This is a genomic window from Dyadobacter sp. CY327 (assembly GCF_021390415.1).
Taxonomy (GTDB): domain Bacteria; phylum Bacteroidota; class Bacteroidia; order Cytophagales; family Spirosomataceae; genus Dyadobacter; species Dyadobacter chenhuakuii.
Map to the genome: position 1 here is coordinate 224,458 of NZ_JAJUXJ010000008.1, position 22,465 is coordinate 246,922.

A 22,465-nucleotide genomic window follows, 5' to 3' on the forward strand; every position below is an offset into this window, starting at 1 on the left:
TTATAATCCTGGAATCGTGTTTTTATCAATAGTAACACCCGGGCTCATCGTACTTGACAAGTGAATGCTTTTTACGTAAGTTCCTTTTGCCGAAGATGGTTTAAGGCGAACCAGAGTATTGATAACTTCTGTAGCATTTTGTACAAGCTGCTCGTTTCCAAAAGAAACTTTGCCAACACTTGCGTGAATGATTCCTGTTTTGTCAACTTTGAAATCAATCTTACCTGCTTTTACTTCCTTCACAGCTTTCGCTACGTCCGGTGTTACCGTTCCTGATTTAGGGTTTGGCATCAATCCGCGAGGACCTAAAACCTTACCTAACCGTCCCACTTTTGCCATTACACTCGGCATTGTGATAATTACGTCGATGTCTGTCCAGCCTTGTTCTATCTTTTGGATATATTCATCAAGACCAACAAAATCTGCTCCTGCTTCTTTCGCTTCTGCCTCCTTATCTGGAGTACACAAAACCAATACACGAACTTCCTTTCCGGTTCCGTGTGGCAATGTTACCACGCCACGTACCATTTGATCAGCTTTACGAGGATCTACGCCCAAACGAACGTCGATATCCACGGAAGAATCAAATTTGGTATAAGAAATCGTCTTAAGGACGTCCGCTGCTTGCTCAAGAGAGTAAACTTGATTCGCGTCGAATTTCGAAAGAGCTTCTTTTTGCTTTTTGGTTAATTTTCCCATGTTCTTTGTTTCTTTCAGCGTATAAATATTTTTACGCTCAGTTGTTTTCTTCCCACGGGGCCTTGCCTGCTACAGTAATACCCATACTACGAGCCGTTCCCGCAATCATTTTCATAGCAGAATCAATTGTAAAGCAATTTAAGTCTGGCATTTTAGTTTCAGCGATCGTACGAACCTGATCCCATGATACCGAACCTACTTTCAAACGGTTTGGCTGAGCCGAACCTGTCTTTACTTTTGATGCTTCCAGAAGCAGAATCGCGGCCGGGGGGGTCTTAATGACGAAGTCAAAAGACTTATCCTTATAGTATGTAATAACTACCGGCAATACCACACCCATTTTATCCTGGGTACGGCCATTGAATTGCTTGCAAAACTCCATGATATTCAAACCTTTCGATCCTAGTGCAGGACCGATTGGAGGTGAAGGGTTGGCTTGGCCACCTTTTACCTGTAGTTTGACGTATCCACCTATTTCTTTTGCCATTGTTTTGTAATTTGTCGGTTCATTGATTGTTTAACGGCTTAACATGCAAGTGGAAGCTTACCCTGCCCGTTACTCTTTCAACTATCCTTTTCTACTTGTGCGTAACTGAGTTCCACGGGTGTATTACGCCCGAATATTTTTACAACTACATTGAGTTTTTTCTTCTCGTCGAATACTTCTTCAACCACGCCGATGAATCCGCTGAAAGGACCGTCTACAACTTTGACAGTTTCCCCTCTGATAAATGACATGCTTGGTGCTTCTTCGTGCTGCTCAGCTTCGTCTACTTTACCTAAAATCCTGTTGATCTCAGATTGACGAAGCGGCACCGGAACTTTTGAGTTACCTTCTGCACTTCCAAGAAAGCCTATGACACCAGGAATACTGGTTATAATGTGCAAAACCTCTCCTTTTGACAAATCCGCTGAAATGATAATGTAACCAGGAAAGAAGTTTTTTTCTCTAACCCGTTTCTTACCGTTACGCATTTCATATATCTTCTCAGAAGGTATCAGGATCTGCGGAACGAATTCATCCAGTTTCTGCCGAGCGATTTCATTTTCAATGTAGGACTTAATTTTTTTCTCTTGTCCAGACACCGCTCTCAATACAAACCAATTTAGACTACTCATACCATTCCGGGGGTTGCCACTATAATAAAAATAGCCTTAGAAAGACTGATAAAACAGATTCAGTGCGTTCTCAAAGACAAAGTCCATAATGCCTACAACGAAGGCAAAAATGAGGGAACCGACAAGCACTAGTGTCGTATTAGCCTGAAGCTCGTTAAAAGGAGGCCATGTTACGTGCTGGGTGATTTCTTCCCAGGAAGCTTTTAAAAAAGAAGTAAATTTTTCCATTTTTCCTTTTAATATGCACGGGTGGAGAGATTCGAACTCCCATCAACGGTTTTGGAGACCGCTATTCTACCCTTGAACTACACCCGTTTATCTAACGACCCGGTACTTTCGGGCTGCAAAGATACGATTTAATTATAAAAAACAAGTGCATCTCATAAGAAATGCACTTGTTTTAATATGCTAATCTTGATTAGTCAAGAATTTCAGTTACCTGACCAGCACCTACGGTACGTCCACCTTCGCGAATCGCGAAACGAAGACCTTTTTCCATAGCGATCTTGTTGATCAATTTCACATCAATTGTGATGTTATCACCAGGCATAACCATTTCTACACCAGCTGGCAGAGAAATTTCACCTGTTACGTCCGTGGTACGGAAGTAAAACTGAGGACGGTATTTGTTAAAGAATGGAGTGTGACGTCCACCTTCTTCTTTCGAAAGTACATAAACCTCGCCTTTGAATGCAGCGTGAGGCTTAACTGAACCTGGCTTGCAGATTACCATTCCGCGACGGATATCTTCTTTGTTGATACCACGAAGCAAAAGACCTACGTTATCACCAGCTTCTCCGCGGTCAAGGATCTTACGGAACATCTCAACACCAGTTACTACTGATTTAAGACCTTCTGCACCCATACCAAGGATATCAACTGCTTCACCAGAGTTAATTACTCCTCTTTCGATACGACCAGTTGCAACAGTACCACGACCAGTGATCGAGAATACGTCTTCAACAGGCATAAGGAAAGGAAGATCAGTCATACGTGGAGGAATTGGAATGTAGCTGTCAACAGCGTCCATCAATTCTTCGATCGTTTTAACCCATTTTTCCTCGCCATTCAAACCACCCAAAGCAGAACCTTGGATTACAGGAATGTTGTCTCCATCGTAATCGTAGAAGCTCAAAAGCTCACGGATTTCCATTTCAACAAGTTCAAGAAGTTCTGGATCATCAACCATATCCACTTTGTTCATGAACACAACAAGCTGAGGAACACCAACCTGGCGAGCCAAAAGAATGTGCTCACGAGTTTGTGGCATTGGTCCATCAGTAGCAGCAACTACGATGATAGCGCCGTCCATCTGTGCAGCACCAGTTACCATGTTCTTTACATAATCCGCGTGACCTGGACAGTCAACGTGAGCATAGTGACGGTTTGCTGTCGAATACTCAACGTGGGATGTGTTAATCGTGATACCACGCTCTTTCTCTTCAGGAGCATTATCAATTGATGAGAAATCGCGAAGTACTGCTAAACCCTTTTTCGCCAACACAGTTGTGATAGCAGCAGTAAGGGTAGTTTTACCGTGGTCAACGTGCCCGATAGTACCAATATTTACGTGGGGTTTCGAGCGGTCAAACGTCTCTTTTGCCATGACTTAAGTACGCTTAAAATTAAAAGTTACAATTTATTAAACACTAATGATTGATCCTGTTTAGCTTACACTAGCCAAGCACCCCAAAATCAATTTAACTAAATACAAGGATCAAAATCTTTTCCGAGCTTTTGAGGGGATCTCTCTCAACTTCTCATCTTCCGAGCTTTTGAGGGGATTTGAACCCCTGACCTCTTCCTTACCAAGGAAGTGCTCTACCCCTGAGCTACAAAAGCAAAATTTCAATACATTTGAAATGCTACGTTAAGCAATTCTGGGCTATTACAACCAAAAAGCGATTAGCGAAAAAGTATCTAATGAATGTTTTCGCTAATCGCTTCGATGGTGTTTTAAATGAGCGGAAGACGAGGTTCGAACTCGCGACCTATAGCTTGGAAGGCTATCGCTCTACCAGCTGAGCTACTTCCGCATTTGTTTTTGCCTTCTCCTGAAACTGGTGATTTCAAAAGCTTATTTTGGCATTAACTGTGGGGGCGGATGGATTCGAACCACCGTAGGCATACACCAGCAGATTTACAGTCTGCCCCATTTGGCCGCTCTGGTACACCCCCAATCAACATTTCAACACAACCGTGAAAACCGCTTGTCTCACTTTTTGGAGTCGCAAAATTAAGCCCTTTTCTTAAATTCTCAAATTCTTTTGAAAAAAAAATAAAGAAAAATAGCGGCTCAAACAAAATACATTGTTTTAAACCGCTATTACGCACATTTGAACTCTTTTAAAATAACCTTACCCCAAAACTAAGCATCCTTACAGACGGCCCTTTGCCATCCTGATATAGATTATTGAAATCATAGTTGACAAAGAAATCGGGGAAATTTCTGATTCCTAGCTCTGCGGACAGGCCATATCTCAGATCTTCAATGTAAAAGTTTTTTCTGACATGGTCTACATCCTTGCTTCCCTCACGTCTTAACTTGGTATAGCTGCCCAGTCGGTAGCCTCCATAAACGCCTGCACTAATGTATGAGATGAATGATCGGGAAAAACTAAGTGTCGGCATGAATGAAATGTTTACGTAAGGAACAGTGAGCTTGCTCTTTTTCATCTCAATCTCTTCGCCGTTTTCATTGGTAACGAGCGGGAAACTAATTTGAAGCGAATCTTTCGCAACCGTATTATTCCCATCAAACATCAAATTGTACCAGGAGAAATCAACCCCAAAATCAAGGTGAAGGCGCGCATTTTTACCTTTTGCAATGGTTGTACTCGCAATGTAGCCTAAGCTGATATATCGGGACCCAAATGGTTTAAGGTCGTAGTCGTCCTTGGAGAAGCCTGGCGTCGTTTCATTTGTGCCGTAAGTATTGAGGCCTAATGCGATATTAAACCCTTTTCGTGGACTGGAACCACCGCCCGATCGATAGAAACGCTTGCCCGTGCGCCTGTAATTTGAATCTGATTTACCGTTGTCATCATCCTCGTCCTCCACCTCGACTCCCTTTGCATTAATTTTAACTTCTGTATCCCCGTTTTTAATGTGGATTCCCCGCAGGCCAATTCTTACATAATCCTCGTCATTCGATTTATCTTTCAAGTATTTGCTGCCATTAATCTCCTCCCGCAAATAAGTGGTGTCTGCATCGGTGCTGTCAAGCCTGATTTTCAAGTCCTTCAACAATGTGTTCAGATCATACTTCATGATCTTTTCGAGTTCCTTGCGGTCTTCTCCATAGATAATGAGTCTTGTCCTGTCGCCAAAGGTCACGATAATTGAATCTTTCTCCTGTGGGGTATTTTGTTGTGCAGGTTTCAGACCACCTGCATGCACATTCATTCCAAAAACAAGGAATAGGCCGGCAATATATAATTTCAGTTTCATGGCTGTGATTTTAAAGTTTTGTTTTGTCTTTGAGGTTATGATACTTTTCCGACACTTTCTCTTCTCCGTTGCGCAAACGGTCGTCTACTTTCGCAACGAGGTTTTTTGGATTAAAACCTATTTCTTCCCAATCCACACGCTCGCCCGCTCTCGCATTTTTTAGCTGACGAAATACTTTTGAAAATTTAGAAGACTTGGGTCTATCCTCATCCTGATCACTGGTCTGCACGGCGACTACAACAATCCTGGTCTGTTCAACAGGCGTCGGCGTGATCTTGGCCGCCAAAACATCTTCTGCTATCGGGGCACTTTTCTCGATCGCTGGCAACTTAGCAACAGGCTCTTTCTCTAATTCAACATCATTTACTGCCAGGTTTTGAGGTTCAATGTTCTGAATGGGCTTATCAACAGAAATCGGTTCCTTCGCATTCGGCTTTGCATTATCCGGATTCTGCAATTGCTTTTTTTCTTCATTTAACGCAATGTCCTCAGAAGAAACTTGAATCTCCTTAGCAGGAACCGGAATCTTTTCAACTTGATGTTCCTGAACGATTTCCCTTTCCTTTGCTATTTCCGTTTGTTTAGAAATAACTGCGATTTTCTTCTCCTTACCAATCGTTTCAATATTGGAGCGCTCACTATTCCAAACGATATAACCTGCTACAAGCGTGATGACAACGCTCGCTGCGGCATACCAGACCCAACCCGCAAGCCTGCGCTCTTTTTTAGTGCTTATCTGAATTTTTTCCCAGGCAGCGGCAGATGGCTTTTTTTCCAACTCCAAAAGCCTGCGCTTGAAAAGATCATCAACCGGATGCTTTTTCATATTCTACTTTTTTTTTAAAATCATTTTCCCAATCCGCCACCATTTTTTGCAGCATTGCCCTTGCCCGGTGCAACTGCGACTTGGATGTGCTTTCCGTTATGCCAAGCATTTGCGCAATTTCAATGTGCGGATAACCTTCAATGGCATATAAATTGAAAACCGTCCTATATCCTGTTGGAAGCGACTCAATCAATTGCAACAACTCCTGTGTTTCCAGATTTTGATCAGCGTGTGCATAATCCGGAATGTTATTGGCCTCGTCTGACAGCGTGTCTTCGAGGATACGTTTTTGTTTTCTTAAATAACCCAGCGCCTCATTTACCATAATGCGACGGATCCAGCCTTCAAAACTGCCTTCTTCGCTGAACTGCTCTATTTTGGCAAACACTCTTACAAAACCTTCAACCATCACATCCTCAGCCGCCATGTCATCACAGATATAACGAAAACATAAAGCCAGCATGCGAGCGCTGTATTTATCGTACAACTGTCGCTGAGCCTTCGGATCTTCCTTCCTAAGCGCTTTGATGAGTTGTGCCTCGTTACTGACAAGTGATAAAATTCGACCCATTCATTTGGTGGTTTCAACAGCAAGATGCTCTTTCCTGAACGGTAGGTTGCATCAGATTTTAAAAAATTTACGAATTGATTTAATTTTTAAAAAGTTATTCGAACCGTTCCTTTAGTTTTGGATCAAATATCGCTTAACTAAAAGATTTACCCCCATCCATTATGTTTGATTCTTCGGCGCCAATTGGGATTTTTGATAGTGGCATTGGCGGGATGACCGTTGCCAGTGCAGTTACCAGGCTTCTGCCGCAAGAGAATACAATTTATTTTGGCGACACGGCGCACCTTCCCTACGGCGATAAGTCTCAGGCGGCAATTCAAGCTTATTCTATCAAAATTTGCAACATGCTTCTGCAGCAAAATTGCAAGCTTATCCTCATTGCCTGTAACTCGGCTTCTGCGGCGGCTTATGAGCTGGTGCGGGAATACGTGGGTAGTAAGGCGAAGGTTTTAAATGTAATTGATCCGGTGGTGGATTACATTAAGGAACATTATGACGGCAAGACGATCGGCCTTATCGGAACGAAGCAAACGGTCCTTTCGAATGTGTACAAAAAGAAAGTGGATGCTTTAGGTAAAAATATTCAGTTAAAATCACTGGCCACTCCTTTGCTGGCGCCCATGATTGAAGAAGGTTTTTTTGACAACAACATTAGTGAAAGTATTATAACCAGCTATTTGTCTGATCCTTCGCTGACAGATATTGAAGCATTGATTCTTGGCTGCACGCATTATCCGCTGATCAAAAACCAGATCGGCGAATTTTATAAAAGCAATGTAGAAATCCTCGACACATCCGAGATCGTGGCTTTTTCATTAAAATCCTGGCTCGAACAACATTATCTGGTCAATGAAAAGGGAGAAGGCAAGCGCGCATTTTACGTGTCCGACTACACGCTGTCCTTTGAACAATCGACAAATATATTCTTTGGCAGGCAAATCCAGCTTGAACATTACCCGCTTTGGGAGTAGTATTAGTGGAAAAGGATTTTCACTGGTCCCAGCAAACCTGATGGCATTGGCTCCCATTTTGTCGCGTCAAACTTTTTATAAGTGATATCGACAATGTTAATGTCATGAAATTTTTTCCAATCGGGCTTTTGCGTGTCCCTCAGGCACATATAGTTGCCTGAAAGATTGGTAACCTCAATTTCAAGGACGTTATCCTTTGATTTAAGCTTATCTGTAAAACCCAATTGGAAAGGAATGCTCCAAGCTGTTCCTATGGGCTTACCGTTCAGTTTTACCGTGGCCACTTCTCGCACATCACCAAGGTCCAGGATTTTAGGGTCAGTCTTCATCAGATTGTCAGGGCAATCGAAGTGAATTTCGTATCTCGCTGTCCCTGAGAAGAAAACTGCGGAATCAGGCAGGCCTGTCCAGGTTTTGAGTTCGTTCAGATTGGCGGTGACTGGAATTGAAGGCCGGCCTTTTAGAAATTTCAGATTCCAATTACCTTTTATTTCAAATTGCTTATCGGCAATGTTCGCTTTCTCTGTGCCTGTATTTTTTGTTGTTTCTCGTAAAAAACATGATTGTCCTGGCAAAAGCTTTAAATAAATAGCATCTCCATTTCGCGGAACTGGCTTCCAGGTAGCATTTTCATCCAGTGCATCAAATTTTTCAAGCCCGCCGACATTGCTAACCTTAATCCAACCTTCCTTAAACTGATCAGCCAAGTTACTGACAAAGTAAAGTCGTTTGTTGTCTTGTGTTTTTTTACGGATAAATGTCAACCCATTATCTGCGAACGATTCCCGAAGTGCTCCGCTTGCCACTAATTCTTTTTCAATATCATTCGAAATGCGGACATTCTTTTCTTTTTTCAGCATTACTAACTCATTCTCAAAGCTGTTTTGCCTTTCAGTCTCGACAGCGTAACCGGTTGCTTTTTCCGGCATGTGGTTTTGGAATATAATCTTTGCTCCGTTCCCGGCGAGTCGTTGTAATTCTTTTAATGTTTCCCCGGGCATATAGGTGCTTGAGGGTATTATTATGGATTTATAAACTGCGTTTCCGCTGGTGAGATTACCATTACTATCCAGCTTTAAACGGCTCAATTGCAAATCCGAAACGTAGTCAAATCCAAAACCCTTTTTCCAAAGTTGCTGTGCAAGCTTACCAAAAGGCAGGTCCAGCAGCCATCGATCCACGTGATGCACTTCCAGTAAATGCACATTGCCGGACGACTTCGCTTTGGTTGCCCAAAGGTCATGTATCGGAAAATAGGCCAGCACATCGTTGTCCGATTTAGTGTTTTGAAGCAGCTCCTGGCAGCGCTGTACGTATTTATTTAGCAGGGAAAAGTGTTCAGCGAAATGTGAGGTCGATCCAAAGTTCGTGGAAGCGTAAAATAACCAGCCTGGAAATGGCTCCTGAGCAGGTGAATAAGTGCTCCCATGATAAAAGATGTGATTAATGCCGGCGGCAAAAAGCTCATCAATTTGCGGCTTGACCTGCGACAGCGAAACTTTGAAATGATTGGCAAGCCATGTTCCGGTTTCGGAACTGACAAGCTTCTTGCCAGAAAAATGTGCTGCCGATGAGGCAAATTTCATTGCCAATGGATCAGGTGTCCCAAACTGGTCGATGGAATAGTCAGGATCAATGCGTAATCCGGGAATTGAAAAACGGCTGGTTCCAAAAGATTCAGTTTCCGGAATGTCGGCCGTGTCGTACAAGTCGAGCAGGTTTCCGGGCGAACCGTGCGCCTGATATCTGGTCAGAAAACCGTGGTTTGTGCTCCAATCGGTCCAGGGCTTGGCATAGCGCTCTCTCAATAACTCCGATAATGTTTGATGGTAATCGATCCGGACAAGATCTGAGCCTGCCTTTCCAGTTGAATCAGTCAGTAAGGCCAGATTTTCACCCAGTTCATAACCGCGTCTTTTTTTAAATTCCTGCAAAAAATCGTCAGTCCAGTTAGCTCCATATGCCTCATAGGAATCATTGTACATGGAACGCGGCAAATCTTTTCTATTAGTAAACGCAGAATCGAACCTCGTAAGATAGCGTAGCATTGCGGTGGCATGAAACGGATCGAGGACCAATCCTTCTCCACCTGGCGCCGCACGTTTTACTTTTTGTTTTGTGGGTTCAATGGCGATAGCTCCATTTTTAACCAGCATTTGCTTCGCCCCAAGCTCTGGCGAAACATTGGGACCGCCAAATGGCCAGCCGGTTCCTGTCGTCATATCGACACCTAGTCCCAGCCGCTTGCCTTCGCGCACTGTATACTGCATCAGATCCAACCATTTGGGCGTCAAAAACGGAACGGATTGTGATTCGTAACCCTTAACCTGATAAATCGGGATAATGTGTACGCCACCAACTCCTGATTTTTGAAAGTACTCCAATTGAGCCGTAATGTCCTTCTCATTCACCGCACTGCCCATCCACCACCAGAAAGTCCAGGGTTTTGAAGTTGAAATTGTTTGTGCATTTGCTAAGGCACTATTCAGAAGCAATATGAGTAAAATTAACAGTCGCATAATCCCAGTTTTCTCATTAAAGACACTGAAACGCTTTTCTACGCCCTTTGATAACATTTTTTATGCATTCAGATTGGACATAAAAAAAGCGAAGCAGTTTGCCTCGCTTGTCATATCATTGTCCTAAATCCTAGCCTTGATAAGCCTGCTTCACACGGGAAGCGATGAACTGGCGTTCCTGTAAATTCTTTTTGCTATTCCGATACCATAGGTAGCCAATTACCCCAACCAATAAGTAAGGCATCACGAATAGAAACATAATGCCGGTGTTAAGCCCGACACCTACATTGTTCCTGCCATTTCCCATAGAACTTTCCACAGAACCGCGGCACATCGCACATTGCGCCCAGGTATCGACGCCTGAGAGCACAAACAGCATTACAAAACCGAATATGATCTTAAACTTTTTCATACATAATAAGGACTAATCATCAGGTAAACCACAACGCCACTGATACTCACGTAAAGCCAGATAGGAAAAGCCCATTTCACAGCCTTTCTGTGTTCAATAATTTGATTAGTATAACCAAAATACACCGCACGCAACACAAACCAAACGACTACAATAGACAATGTAATGTGTGAAATCAATAAAAAGTAATAGATCGGCCGCACAACGCCTTCGCCACCAAAAGGCGTGGATTGATTCGAAATGTGATATAAAATATAACAAACCAAAAATACAGCTCCCAACAAAAATGCACCTGTCATCGCCTTGCGGTGCGCACTAATGTTATTGTTTTTGACAAAATAAAACCCTGCAATCAAAAACACCGCCGTCAGCGTGTTGATTACCCCGATAACATGAGGCAGAACCTTCGTCCACGCTCCTAACTCAACTTTCTGCCGAATGCCTAACAACGCCGCAACCGCAATCGGGATCACAATGGCGAGAATGTTGATAATGCGTTCGTATTTGGATTTCTTTTCTAATACCAATGAAGCCATAACTATTTATCAGCACTTGCTTTATTCTCGTAATTTAAAATCTTTATTTCCGCCATCAGGCGATCAATCTCCTCGGGATCCATCCCATTGTAGTAACCTCTGGTGTAGCCTCTGCTATCTATCAACATTAACCTGCTTTCGATCGGATAAAGTTCAGAGGTATCTTGCGAAGATGGCAACGCCAACAAACGTTCGGCGTCCATTACTGAAGCTTTCCAAGTTTCCCATCCCTCCTTACCCAACTCAATCGGATAGGTTGAGGAAGTGGCTAAACTATCTTCGGTAAGCGTCTTAATAGTGAGGTTATTGGTCTCGCTGCGCATATCAAAGATCCTTTTCAGGTTTGACAGCCCAAGCTTGCAACTATCCGCGCAATTTTTTGGTAAAAAACTGATTACCGTAATTTGATTTGCAATATCATAACTCCCCGATGACAGTTGCACCACTGACTGCTTGCGAAAAACAGTATCTCCATTTGCTATCAACACCTTTCCATCGTTACCAATCTCCGGATTGAAATAGGGAAGATCGTAATGATTGGTTGCGAAAAGTCTGAGTAGTACAAAAATCAAAGCCGGTATTACTAATGTTACGATCAGTAATCCGGCCTTGGGAAAATTCTTCATGCGTATTATTTAATCGAATATGGCTTCAAAAATCGCATTACCTTCCAACATAAGCGCCAAAATTAACCAGGCTACGAAGATAACGGGAACCAGAATCGACCAGATCAGTGACTTCGTTTCATGCTTTAAGTGCATGAATTCACCCACGATATAGAACGCTTTAACAATCGTCATCACAATGAAAATGGTGACCTTTAATATTCCGTGAGGAACCGTGAATGCGATAAGGAATTCTACGGCAGTCAGGATAAGGAGAATCCAAAAGGTTTTCCAGATTGCTTTACGTTGCTCAGCACCTGCGTTTGGATCCTGGTTATGAATATGGTGTACTTCCGACATTTGATTAGGAATTAGTATTATTGGATGATTTAAACCAGATAAAAGAATGTAAATACGAATACCCACACTAAGTCTACAAAGTGCCAGTAAAGTCCAACTTTCTCGACCATTTCGTAACTTCCTCTCTTATCATAAAAACCTGTGGCAGTACGGAAGAAGATCAGAATGTTCAGGATCACACCACTAAATACGTGCGTTCCGTGGAAACCCGTGATAAAGAAAAAGAAGTCAGCAAATGCAGGAGGACCATACTGGTTTTCCGTAAGGTTTGCCCCAAAAATTGTCTTATCGACCCAAACTCCGTTTTCAATAACTTTCATTACACTTCCTGTATCCGTTCCATGGATAAAGTGAGCCCATTCCCAAGCCTGGCAGCCCAGGAAAGTAAATCCGCCAAGGATTGTCCAAAGCATATATTTTTCAACATTGGCACGGTCCATACGGTGACCTGCTTCTACTGCAAGAACCATCGTCACGCTACTCGCGATCAGGATGAATGTCATGATCCCCACAAAGACCAGGGGAAGAGAAATTCCGTGAAGGAAAGGCACCGCCTCGTACACCTTTTCTGGAATCGGCCAATACATGTTTGAAAATGTAAAGTCATCCACGTTTCCGGAAAATGCCGGAAAGGCGAACCTTGCTGTACCGTAGGCAACGAGCAGGGCTGAGAAAGTAAAGGTATCCGAGATAAGGAAAAACCACATCATCAGTTTACCATAACTAGCTCTCATAGGCTCAATTCCCCCCATCCACATTTTGGGTTCTACCGCGCCAGGTGTTGTTACATTTGCAGCCATTGAAAAAGTATTAATTAAAAGTCAATAAAAAAACAAAAAGGTATAACCAAAGTAAATCTAGAAAATGCCAGTAACTGGCACAGATCTGAATGCGTCTCAAATTCTTAGCGTGCACTTTCAACTTGAACGCCGCCGTCAAAGAATAAAGCAACACGATTAATCCGCTGATGATGTGAAAACCGTGTAATCCTGTGAACACATAAAAAAACGAACCAGACGGGTTTCCAACGAAATAAACATTCATGGCAACCAGCTGTTTCCATCCTTCAAATTGCATCCAAAGGAACGCCAGACCGAGTACAAAAGTAATAGAAATTGCTATTTTCAATTGTTTGAACTGATCTTTTTTTGCCGAATAAAACGCCCATTGCATAGCTGCGCTGCTCATTAAAAGAACGCCTGTGCTATACCAGAAAATTGTTGGCATTGAGAATTCCAACCAGTTCCCCTCGGCTCTTCTCACCAAATAAGCACTTGATTGAGAAGCAAATAACATGATAATACTAACCAAAAACAGCCACAGAATGAATTTCATTGGGTCCATTGCCAATGTTTCCTGCGGTTCTCTATCTACTTTATACTGCTGAACACTTTCCATTTTCACTGATTTTTCATTTTCACAATTTATCCAACAAAAACGCGATTTGCACAATTGGCAAATATATAAACGATCCGAACATCAATTGCCTTGCCGTTTTATCCGTGCAAGTGCGCATCAAATGGAACGTCTGAGCCAGGAACAAAACGCCGAACACGGTTGCAACAAAAGCCGAATTGATCCCGGTCATACCCAATTCGTAAGGCAGCCACCCAATCGGCAACAGGAACACCGTGTAAATCATTATTTGCAATGTCGTATTGACGTCCTTCAGTCCGTTGGCAGGAAGCAATTTGAACCCTGCTCTTTTATAGTCCTCATCAAGCACCCAGGCAATCGCCCAAAAGTGCGGAAATTGCCAGAAGAACTGAATCGCGAACAAAATTCCTGGTTCTAAGCCGAAATGATTTGTCGCTGCTACCCAGCCGATCATCGGAGGAAATGCCCCTGGAAAAGCTCCGACAAAAACTGCTATCGGACCAACCCTTTTTAGTGGTGTGTAAACAAAACCATACAGCACCAGCGACAAAAGCGAAATCAAACCTGTGCTAAGATTAAACACCAGCACGAAAATCGCCAGGGAAGCAACTCCCAGAAAAACCGCCCAGATGATTGCCTGATCTACCGTAATGCGCCCACTAGGCAACGGTCGGTTGGCAGTCCGTTTCATTAATTTATCAAAGTCCTTTTCAAGAATCTGATTGATAATGTTTGCTGCTCCGGTGATTCCGATTGATGCCATGATGAAAAGCACCAACTTTCCTGTTTCAACTTCCTTCGCACCCAGGCAGTAACCCATAGCACCAGAAAATGCAATCAGCGAAGCCAGCCTGAATTTTAGCAACTCAAATAAAACGCCTATCCGCTCTCTTAACTTCCCTACGCCTCCTAAGCTTCCCTCAGCTGATATCATTACTACAACTATTTGTTTCTAAATCGTACTCTTATCCAGACGGATATCTGACGAATACTTTAAATACTTATTTCCATTTACGACAAGCCAAATCACAAATTGAAGGCCGATCAATAGTATTGCAAATGTAAGGTGCAATGGCTGGGCAAATGCTGGTACTCCGAAATAAGCCATCAAAATCCCTGTGGCAATTTCGACCATCAATATACAAAAGCAAGCAATTGCAATCCTCCCTGCTATCGAATACCTGCCTTCTGCCTTAAAAATTTTATTGATCCAATAAAGGTTTACAACAAAAAGAATAATTGAAAAGGACCGGTGTATATAAAAATTCAACCCCAACTCATCAATCCATTGACTTCTCGCCTGATAACCTAACCTGTGAACCACCTCGTCAATTGCCTCCCTAACCTGAGTTCCAAGCAAAATCTGAATCAACGACAATGTGATCACTACTACGCCAATCCCACCGATTGCCTTCTTGCTTGACTCTTTCAACTGTAAAATGTTCCCAGCATAAGCCGACCAGGTGTAGAGAAACAAAAGCAGAAAAACGATCACAATGGCTAACAGCATATGTAGCGTTACAACCACCGGCAACAATTCAAAGGACACAACTTTGGCACCCAGCCACCCCTGAAATCCTACCAGAATGAACGCTGACAAACTGTAATAGAAGATTCGCTTGTTTCCAGATTTAAGGAAAGGTATGGAGGCTAATAATGTCAGGAAGATCATTACCCCTGTGAAAGCGCCCAGAAGTCTGTTTACGTATTCAATCCAAGTCTTAACCGGATTAAATTCAATCTCTCCTTTTAGCTTAGCGCCGTAAATTTCCTTGTAGTTGGCCGGCAATTGCGAAATTTCAGTCGGCGGAACCCATCGTCCGAAGCAACGCGGCCAATCCGGACAACCCATTCCAGCGCCCGTGCTCCTCACTACCCCACCCGCTATAATAAGAAAATAGAGTACAATGACAGTATTCAAGGCCAACCGACGGAATCGTCGGTTGGCCTTGATATCAATGTGCGTTGAACTGATCATTATAATTTTGTGACTCAATCGCCTTTTCTGTGGCTATCAGTTCATTCTCATGCGGGAAGTTGGATTCCAGTGTTTGAGAATATGGTACGTTTTGCGGAATGAAATCTTCCTTAGCGCCCGGCTTGCTGTAATCGTAAGACCAGCGGTAAACTGCTGGGATCTCTCCAACCCAGTTTCCGTGACCAGGATTAATTGGTGTAGTCCATTCCAATGTGTTGGATCTCCATGGATTCTGTGGGGCTCTCTTACCTTTGAAAATGCTGTAAAAGAAGTTCCAAAGGAAAATGAACTGCGCAAGGAATGACAAGATCGCCGCGATAGATATGAACATATTCATGTCCATAAACTTATGCGTAAAGTCGTAGCTGGTGAACTGGTAGTATCTGCGTGGGAAACCTGCGATACCCACATAGTGCATTGGAATAAATACAAGATAAATACCAATGAATGTCAACCAGAAGTGAATCTGACCCAAAGTCGTATTCATCATTCTGCCAAACATTTTAGGGAACCAGTGATAAACCCCTGCGAAAAGTCCGAAGGCAGATGCAGCTCCCATTACAAGGTGGAAGTGGGCTACAACAAAGTAAGTATCATGAAGTTGAATGTCAAGCGCACTGTTTCCAAGGATAATCCCCGTCAAACCACCAGATACGAACAACGAAACAAGACCGATCGAGAACAACATTCCAGGTGTGAAAACAATGTTTCCTTTCCACAGTGTGGTAATGTAGTTAAAGCCTTTCACAGCAGATGGAACCGCAATGATCAATGTAAGGAACATAAATACGGATCCAAGGAATGGATTCATACCTGTTACAAACATATGGTGAGCCCATACGATAAATGCAAGGAATGCAATACCCAACATGGATGCAATCATAGCACGGTAACCGAAGATAGGCTTACGTGCGTTGGTTGCAATAACTTCGGAGGTGATACCAAGTCCTGGCAATAGTACAATGTAAACCTCGGGGTGGCCCAGGAACCAGAACAAATGCTGGAACAAGATCGGGCTACCACCTACATTAGGAAGCGCTTCACCATTGATATAGATATCTGAAAGATAAAAGCTTGTACCGAAGTGACGGTCGAAGATCAAAAGCAATACAGATGACAAAAGAACAGGGAAAGAAATCAGACCCAAAACCGCTGTGATAAGGAAGGACCAGATCGTTAGCGGAAGACGGTCGAACGACATTCCTCTTGTACGCAAGTTGATAACTGTAGTAATGTAGTTGATCCCGCCCAAAAGCTGAGATACAATAAAAAATGCCATACTAGCTAACCAAAGCGTCATACCCATTCCTGAGCCTGGGTGTGCCTGAGGCAGTGCGCTCAATGGTGGATAAATTACCCAACCACCTGCTGCTGGTCCTGCTTGCAAGAACAGTGACGCAAACATGATAACGCTGGCCAGGAAGAAAAACCAGTAAGACAACATGTTCATGAAACCAGACGCCATATCGCGTGCGCCGATCTGCAAAGGAATCAAGAAGTTACTGAATGTTCCGCTCAGACCGGCAGTCAATACAAAGAATACCATGATGGTTCCGTGCATTGTGACTAAGGCGAGGTAGAAATTAGGATCCAATTTACCAGCATCACTGATCCATCCGCCCAAGACAGGTTTTAGCCAAGAAAGATTAGAGTCCGGCAAACCCAATTGAATACGGAAAACCACTGACATGGAAATCCCTATCACCGCCCACAAAATCCCGGTGATCAAATATTGCTTCGCTATAACTTTGTGGTCTTCACAAAATATATATTTCTGCCAAAAGTTTTGTGCTTCATGGTGGTGTTCATGCTCAGTTTCGTGGTGATGAGCTGTTTCCAATCCTTCAATAGCTGACATATACTTTTAATGTATTTAAATTAACAAATTAGCGTAGACTTGTACTTGTTCCTGCTCCTCCTGTGGAAGTTGCTGAACTATCAGCAGGAGTTGCCGCTTCGGCTGGCACATATTTCATCGCCTTCGCTTTCAAATTCTCTGGCACTTTCGCAAGATATTCAGGGTAAGTTTGAAGGAAAGTAGCTTGCTCAGCACACCATTTCTTATAAGACGCTTCGTCTTCAACTATCAATCGCATTTTCATTGAAAAGTGTCCTTGACCGCAAACCTCAGTACATGCAATTTCGTAATCAAAATTAGCATTACCTGTCTCAGCGCGCATATCGGCTGTTGTTTTGTCCGCCACGAACCAGAATTTAGTCGGCATACCTGGAACAGCATCCATTTTCACACGCATGTGAGGGATAAATACACTGTGCAAAACATCCCTGGCGCGTATTTTAAGCAACACTGGACGATTTACAGGAATGTGCATTTCACTTGGATTAGTAAAATCGTCAAAAGAATTTTCATCGGAAAGATCTATACCAACCTCATTTTGAGAATCGATCAATTTATAGTTATAGTCTCCCAATTTATTATCGCTCATCCCTGCATAGCGCGCAATCCAGTTGAATTGCTTGCCTGTGATCTCAATCACTTCCGCATCTCTCGGTGCGTCAGATGTTATATCCGACCATGCTTTCCAACCTGTAAATACCAAAAGCGCCATTACAATAGCCGGAACGATCGTCCAGATAAGTTCAAGCCTGTGGTTATCAGGATAAAATGATGCACGGTGGTTTTTCTTATGCTGATATTTCCATGCAAAAAAGAAGATCAGGAAGTTAACGATGATGAAAGGAATCGTCAAAATACCCATTGAAAACCAAAAGAGGTCGTCGGTTCTTCTTCCGTGAATCGAGGATGCCTCAGGCAAAAAGAACTCACGGGCGTGAAGATAAGACCAAGTGATCGCAATCGCTCCTACAATAAGGATTACGATAAACATGGCACCATTCCATTTATTACCCGACGGCTCCGCATCAGGCGAATCGGTTTTATTTACATTCTGAAGAACATTCTGAAGCCTGGATATCACAACACCTGTGAGAACCAGAAAAACAAGAGCAACTAATGCGATAATAATATTCATGATAATAAACTGGGTTTTGCAATTAGGCTATATCGTGATGCAATGATTCCTCCAACATTGGATGATTCCTTGGTATCAAATTCGCCTTTTCTAACTGACTTGCAATTGAATAACCAAACGCACATATAAAAATAAGGAAGAAACCCCATTCCAACGGACCGAAACCTGCACTTGCTCCAAGCGTACCCGGCATTATATTGGTATAAAAATCCATATAATGACCAATAATCACACTCCAGCAAGCCACTTTGAGAATTGAATGTGTATACTTCGCATCACGCGTCATTAAAACAAGGAATGGGAAGAAGAAATTCAGGAACAATGTGATAAAGAATGGCGCCTTGAAAAACCCACCGTGACCTCTGAAACGCTCCAAAAAGTAAATCGTTTCTTCCGGTAAGTTGGCGTAGTATATCAAAAGGAATTGAGCAAACCACACATACGTCCAGAAGATACTGAATGCAAATACAAACTTCCCTAAATCCCTAAGGTGACTTGAATTTACTGCTCTCAAATATCCACGCTCTCTCAGCATTACAATAACCAAAGTGATTACTGCAAGGCCAGCTACGTGCCAGCTAGCAAGCGTATACCATCCAAACATTGTGCTGAACCAGTGCGTGTCAATCGACATAACAAAGTCCCATGCAGAAGTTGAAGAAGTAACACCAAACACGACAAGAAACGCAGTTCCGAAACGGATCGATTTTTCATAAAATTCAGTTCCGCCTATTTCATCTTCTTTCAAAGATAAATTACGGATCACACGCCACAACCAATACCATACTGCGAAATAAAATACAAGTCTGAAAACAAAGAATGGTGTATTCAAAAAGCCTCTTTTCCCGGCGATAATCGGGTCATATTCAGGGCCGCCTACTTCGTAAAGCCCTTCATGAGTCCAGTGAAACAAATCGTGACCTCCGAAGATAAACGTTAACAACATTACAATCCCCGTAAATGGCAAAAACGCTGGCAACGCCTCAGGAACTCTTTTGAATACTGCAGACCATCCCGCTTGCGCCAGATAATTGTAAGAAATGAAGAACATTCCCACAACGGCCATACCAGTGAAGTAAACACCATTAACCCAGAGGTTAGCCCAGATGCGAGTCATCAAGCCAGCCTCGTGATGTCCTGTCGCAGCAGCAGCTTCGTTTCCGGCAGCACCATGTTCTGCTGCCCCATGTCCAACTGCGGCAGCTGCCTCTGCACCATGTGCTGCAGCCTCGTGTCCGCCACCATTAGCTGCCAGGAAAGCACCTAATGCAACTAGCGCAATGCCGATGCCACCGCCAATAATTAAATTTCTTTTAGCCCCCGAAGTAAATTCAAACCGTTCTTCAATAGAAGGAATCGAATGTGCTGATGCCATTATTTATTTTATTTCTCTGTTATCAAAAACTAATTAAGCTCCCTTCTGCAATTTTTGTACATAATGTACAATCTTCCAACGCTCCTCAGGATTGATCTGAGATCCATGTGGCCACATACGTGCTTTTCCATGTGTAATGACGTGGAAAATGTGACCTTCATTTAGATTTTTGTAGGCGTCGCTTGCATAGTTGGGAACCCCTTTATACATCGCTGCAACTTTTCCGTCTCCGGCTCCTGTTGCGCCATGGCAATGCTGGCAATATCTGTCGTAAAGTACTTTGCCTTCTGCCAAAGTATTTTCGTTTAATGGAATAGGGTTTTTCAACACACGCTCCGAAATGGAAATGCTGTCAGCAGGAATGTTGTAAACCATCAAATCTGTACTTACAGAATCCGCTTCACCGAAGGAGGTCTGATAATTACGTCTTGCCACTGTTCCTGCAACAGGCAATCTCATTGTCAAGCCCATAGGGTTGATCGGATTGGCCTTTTCCTGTTTGTAAGGTTCATAACCAACAGGCAGATACATGTTTGGTGCATACTCTTTACCAGGATCATTAGGATCCCTTGTGCAACCAGCCGCAGCAGTAAGGATTACAGCAGCAACTAACAGATATTTATATAAATTTTTAAATTTCATTTTCTCAAACTCCATTAAAATTGCTTAATGTTGACTTCTTCTGCTCCGCTGTCTCTCAATGCTCTTGAAATTTCATCCTCTGACATTGAATTTCTTCCCAGATCAATCGCCATTACAAACTTGTTATCTGTTGAGCGCAAATCAAATCTTGGATGAAAATGCGTACCGGGTCCCAGGCCATTTGAAATAAAGAATGTTGTAACCATTCCAAAAGCTGTGAATAAAACAGTAAGCTCAAATGTGATCGGAATGTAGTTAGGAATTGAAATAGGATCCTTACCACCGACAATCATCGGCCAATCAATTCCCATCGTCCAGATCATTAGCGTCAATGCAACGCAGCACCCTGTTACACCAAACATGAATGCGGCAATCCCGATCCTTGTTCTTGGGTGCCCCAATGCTTCGTCCAATCCGTGAATCGGAAATGGAGAATACACTTCTTTTATTTTTACTCCTGCTTTTCTGAGCTTTGGCACTGCATGAAGAACAGTATCGTCATCGTCGTAAACTCCGACCAAATATTTACCAGATAATTCTGCCATATCAATACTTATATTAAAATACCTGTCAGTCTAATTATTCTTTATCCTTATCAAAAGCCGGTTCAGCTGTACCACGCTGTCTAACCTTCGCCACACCAGCAATTTTAGTAGGCAGATTAGCAGATGTAGAACGAATCACTGCCTTAACTTCCGCCATATTGATCACCGGCAAATATTTGGAGAACAATAGGAATAGGGTAAAGAACAAACCGAATGAGAAAATGTAGTCACCGATGTCATAGCGTGTAGGCGAGAACATTGCCCAGCTAGAAGGAATGTAGTCACGGTGCAGCGACGTAACAATAATTACAAAACGCTCGAACCACATACCAATGTTTACAACTACTGAAATGAAGAATGTAAAGGTGATGCTTCTACGTAGTTTTCTCGACCAGAAAAGTTGTGGAGAAATTACGTTACAGGTCATCATCGCCCAGTATGCCCACCAGTAAGGACCGGTCATACGGTTGAAGAATGCATAATATTCATATTCAACACCCGAGTACCAAGCAATAAAGAACTCGGTAATGTAAGCCACACCAACCACAGAACCGGTCAACGTGATTACCTTGTTCATCGTTTCAATGTGCTCAAGCGTGATATAATCTTCAAGCTTGTAAACAACCCTTGTGATCAGCATCAGGTTTTGCACCATTGCGAACCCTGAGAAAATCGCACCCGCAACGAAGTATGGAGGAAAAATTGTTGTATGCCATCCCGGAATAACCGACGTTGCAAAGTCCATACTTACAATTGTGTGAACTGAAAGTACAAGAGGTGTAGAAAGACCCGCAAGAATTAAGCTGATGTATTCATAACGTGCCCATGTTTTTGCCGATCCGTCCCATCCCATTGCGAATGTTCCGTACATTAAACGAGACACTTTACTTGTTGCACGGTCACGGATTGTAGCAAGGTCAGGAATAAGACCAATGTACCAGAACACTAATGAAACTGAGAAATATGTACTGATCGCAAATACGTCCCAAACAAGCGGCGAGTTGAAGTTAACCCAAAGAGATCCGAATGCGTTTGGAAGCGGAAGCGCCCAGTATGCCATCCAGGGACGGCCCATGTGCATCAGGATAAATGATGCTGCGCAGATAACCGCGAAAATCGTCATCGCTTCTGCCGCACGGTTGATAGATGTTCTCCATTTCTGACGGAACAAAAGCAAGATCGCGGAGATCAGCGTTCCGGCGTGACCGATACCAACCCACCAAACGAAGTTAGTGATATCCCATGCCCAGCCAACTGTCTTGTTAAGACCCCATACGCCAAGCCCTTCCCACCAAGTCCATGCAAGACAAACCGATCCATAAGCCAAAACAATCAGAGAAAGCCCAAATGCAATTTTCCATTCCTTGGTTGGAGCTCCTTCAACATGCCGACATATGTCTTCCGTTACGTCTGCGTACGTTTTCCCACCTTGAATCAGCGGTTCTCTTACAGGTGAAGTAACATGCATACTACTATAATTTATAATG

24 protein-coding genes and 4 tRNA genes are annotated in these 22,465 nt (G+C 43.0%); 1 reads left to right on the forward strand and 27 read right to left on the reverse strand.

What is annotated here, in order from left to right; genetic code table 11:
- The 12 genes from rplA to LZG74_RS23870 form a co-directional block, all read right to left on the reverse strand.
- Positions 1-699: a 50S ribosomal protein L1 gene (gene rplA, locus LZG74_RS23815; protein WP_233798995.1), complete on the reverse strand. Its 699-nt coding sequence runs from the start codon at positions 697-699 to the stop codon at positions 1-3.
- A gap of 37 nt (positions 700-736) precedes the next feature.
- Complete coding sequence (gene rplK, locus LZG74_RS23820; protein ID WP_026631777.1) at positions 737-1,186, reverse strand: 50S ribosomal protein L11; 450 nt, start codon at positions 1,184-1,186, stop codon at positions 737-739.
- A 77-nt stretch (positions 1,187-1,263) separates the two neighbouring features.
- The gene (nusG, locus tag LZG74_RS23825) at positions 1,264-1,818 is read right to left on the reverse strand and encodes a transcription termination/antitermination protein NusG (RefSeq protein WP_026631776.1); all 555 of its coding nucleotides are present in this window, start codon (positions 1,816-1,818) and stop codon (positions 1,264-1,266) included.
- Between the two features lie 36 nt (positions 1,819-1,854).
- Positions 1,855-2,046 carry a preprotein translocase subunit SecE gene (secE, locus tag LZG74_RS23830; RefSeq protein WP_026631775.1) on the reverse strand — a complete coding sequence of 64 codons (192 nt, stop codon included), beginning with the start codon at positions 2,044-2,046 and terminating at the stop codon, positions 1,855-1,857.
- A gap of 16 nt (positions 2,047-2,062) precedes the next feature.
- Positions 2,063-2,133: transfer RNA gene (locus tag LZG74_RS23835), tRNA-Trp, on the reverse strand.
- Positions 2,134-2,236: 103 nt separating this feature from the next.
- A complete protein-coding gene (gene tuf / locus LZG74_RS23840) occupies positions 2,237-3,424 on the reverse strand; it encodes an elongation factor Tu (protein WP_026631774.1) in 1,188 nt (395 codons plus the stop codon).
- Between the two features lie 164 nt (positions 3,425-3,588).
- Positions 3,589-3,660: transfer RNA gene (locus LZG74_RS23845), tRNA-Thr, on the reverse strand.
- A 121-nt stretch (positions 3,661-3,781) separates the two neighbouring features.
- A tRNA-Gly gene (locus LZG74_RS23850) sits at positions 3,782-3,854 on the reverse strand.
- 59 nt (positions 3,855-3,913) lie between these two features.
- A tRNA-Tyr gene (locus LZG74_RS23855) sits at positions 3,914-3,996 on the reverse strand.
- Between the two features lie 168 nt (positions 3,997-4,164).
- Entirely contained in the window at positions 4,165-5,268 is a 1,104-nt protein-coding gene (locus tag LZG74_RS23860; RefSeq protein ID WP_233798996.1) for an outer membrane beta-barrel protein, read from the reverse strand.
- A 10-nt stretch (positions 5,269-5,278) separates the two neighbouring features.
- Positions 5,279-6,094: a hypothetical protein gene (locus LZG74_RS23865; RefSeq protein WP_233798997.1), complete on the reverse strand. Its 816-nt coding sequence runs from the start codon at positions 6,092-6,094 to the stop codon at positions 5,279-5,281.
- Positions 6,075-6,665 (reverse strand): RNA polymerase sigma factor, encoded by a 591-nt coding sequence (locus tag LZG74_RS23870; RefSeq protein ID WP_233798998.1) that lies wholly within the window; start codon positions 6,663-6,665, stop codon positions 6,075-6,077. Before LZG74_RS23870 ends, LZG74_RS23865 begins: the two co-directional genes overlap by 20 nt.
- A gap of 161 nt (positions 6,666-6,826) precedes the next feature.
- On the opposite strand from LZG74_RS23870, the gene murI reads away from it, so the two are divergent.
- Positions 6,827-7,636 (forward strand): glutamate racemase, encoded by an 810-nt coding sequence (gene murI / locus LZG74_RS23875; RefSeq protein ID WP_026631770.1) that lies wholly within the window; start codon positions 6,827-6,829, stop codon positions 7,634-7,636.
- Positions 7,637-7,638: 2 nt separating this feature from the next.
- On the opposite strand, the gene LZG74_RS23880 is transcribed toward murI, so the two are convergent.
- From LZG74_RS23880 to nrfD, 15 genes are all read right to left on the reverse strand, one after another.
- A complete protein-coding gene (locus tag LZG74_RS23880; protein WP_233798999.1) occupies positions 7,639-10,155 on the reverse strand; it encodes a glycosyl hydrolase in 2,517 nt (838 codons plus the stop codon).
- Positions 10,156-10,285: 130 nt separating this feature from the next.
- Positions 10,286-10,567: a hypothetical protein gene (locus LZG74_RS23885; protein WP_233799000.1), complete on the reverse strand. Its 282-nt coding sequence runs from the start codon at positions 10,565-10,567 to the stop codon at positions 10,286-10,288.
- Positions 10,564-11,103: a DUF420 domain-containing protein gene (locus tag LZG74_RS23890; protein WP_233799001.1), complete on the reverse strand. Its 540-nt coding sequence runs from the start codon at positions 11,101-11,103 to the stop codon at positions 10,564-10,566. The genes LZG74_RS23885 and LZG74_RS23890 overlap by 4 nt, the downstream gene beginning before the upstream one ends.
- Positions 11,104-11,105: 2 nt before the next feature.
- Entirely contained in the window at positions 11,106-11,729 is a 624-nt protein-coding gene (locus LZG74_RS23895; protein ID WP_233799002.1) for a hypothetical protein, read from the reverse strand.
- A gap of 9 nt (positions 11,730-11,738) precedes the next feature.
- Positions 11,739-12,068 (reverse strand): cytochrome C oxidase subunit IV family protein, encoded by a 330-nt coding sequence (locus LZG74_RS23900; protein WP_026631765.1) that lies wholly within the window; start codon positions 12,066-12,068, stop codon positions 11,739-11,741.
- 29 nt (positions 12,069-12,097) lie between these two features.
- Positions 12,098-12,868, reverse strand: coding sequence for a cytochrome c oxidase subunit 3 (locus tag LZG74_RS23905; RefSeq protein ID WP_233799003.1), 771 nt, complete (start codon positions 12,866-12,868; stop codon positions 12,098-12,100).
- Positions 12,869-12,878: 10 nt separating this feature from the next.
- On the reverse strand, positions 12,879-13,466 hold the full coding sequence (locus LZG74_RS23910) for a cytochrome c oxidase subunit 3 (RefSeq protein WP_233799004.1): 588 nt from the start codon (positions 13,464-13,466) through the stop codon (positions 12,879-12,881).
- Between the two features lie 19 nt (positions 13,467-13,485).
- Positions 13,486-14,379 (reverse strand): heme o synthase, encoded by an 894-nt coding sequence (gene cyoE, locus LZG74_RS23915; RefSeq protein WP_233799005.1) that lies wholly within the window; start codon positions 14,377-14,379, stop codon positions 13,486-13,488.
- Positions 14,380-14,397: 18 nt separating this feature from the next.
- Complete coding sequence (locus LZG74_RS23920; RefSeq protein ID WP_233799006.1) at positions 14,398-15,423, reverse strand: heme A synthase; 1,026 nt, start codon at positions 15,421-15,423, stop codon at positions 14,398-14,400.
- Positions 15,401-17,281: a cbb3-type cytochrome c oxidase subunit I gene (locus LZG74_RS23925; protein ID WP_233799007.1), complete on the reverse strand. Its 1,881-nt coding sequence runs from the start codon at positions 17,279-17,281 to the stop codon at positions 15,401-15,403. Before LZG74_RS23925 ends, LZG74_RS23920 begins: the two co-directional genes overlap by 23 nt.
- 28 nt (positions 17,282-17,309) lie before the next feature.
- Complete coding sequence (locus LZG74_RS23930) at positions 17,310-18,416, reverse strand: cytochrome c oxidase subunit II (protein WP_233799008.1); 1,107 nt, start codon at positions 18,414-18,416, stop codon at positions 17,310-17,312.
- A gap of 22 nt (positions 18,417-18,438) precedes the next feature.
- The gene (locus LZG74_RS23935) at positions 18,439-19,791 is read right to left on the reverse strand and encodes a quinol:cytochrome C oxidoreductase (protein ID WP_233799009.1); all 1,353 of its coding nucleotides are present in this window, start codon (positions 19,789-19,791) and stop codon (positions 18,439-18,441) included.
- 33 nt (positions 19,792-19,824) lie between these two features.
- A complete protein-coding gene (locus LZG74_RS23940; protein WP_026631757.1) occupies positions 19,825-20,448 on the reverse strand; it encodes a cytochrome c in 624 nt (207 codons plus the stop codon).
- Complete coding sequence (locus LZG74_RS23945; RefSeq protein WP_233799010.1) at positions 20,448-20,978, reverse strand: DUF3341 domain-containing protein; 531 nt, start codon at positions 20,976-20,978, stop codon at positions 20,448-20,450. Before LZG74_RS23945 ends, LZG74_RS23940 begins: the two co-directional genes overlap by 1 nt.
- A gap of 34 nt (positions 20,979-21,012) precedes the next feature.
- Entirely contained in the window at positions 21,013-22,446 is a 1,434-nt protein-coding gene (nrfD, locus tag LZG74_RS23950) for an NrfD/PsrC family molybdoenzyme membrane anchor subunit (RefSeq protein WP_026631755.1), read from the reverse strand.
- Positions 22,447-22,465: the final 19 nt, after the last annotated feature.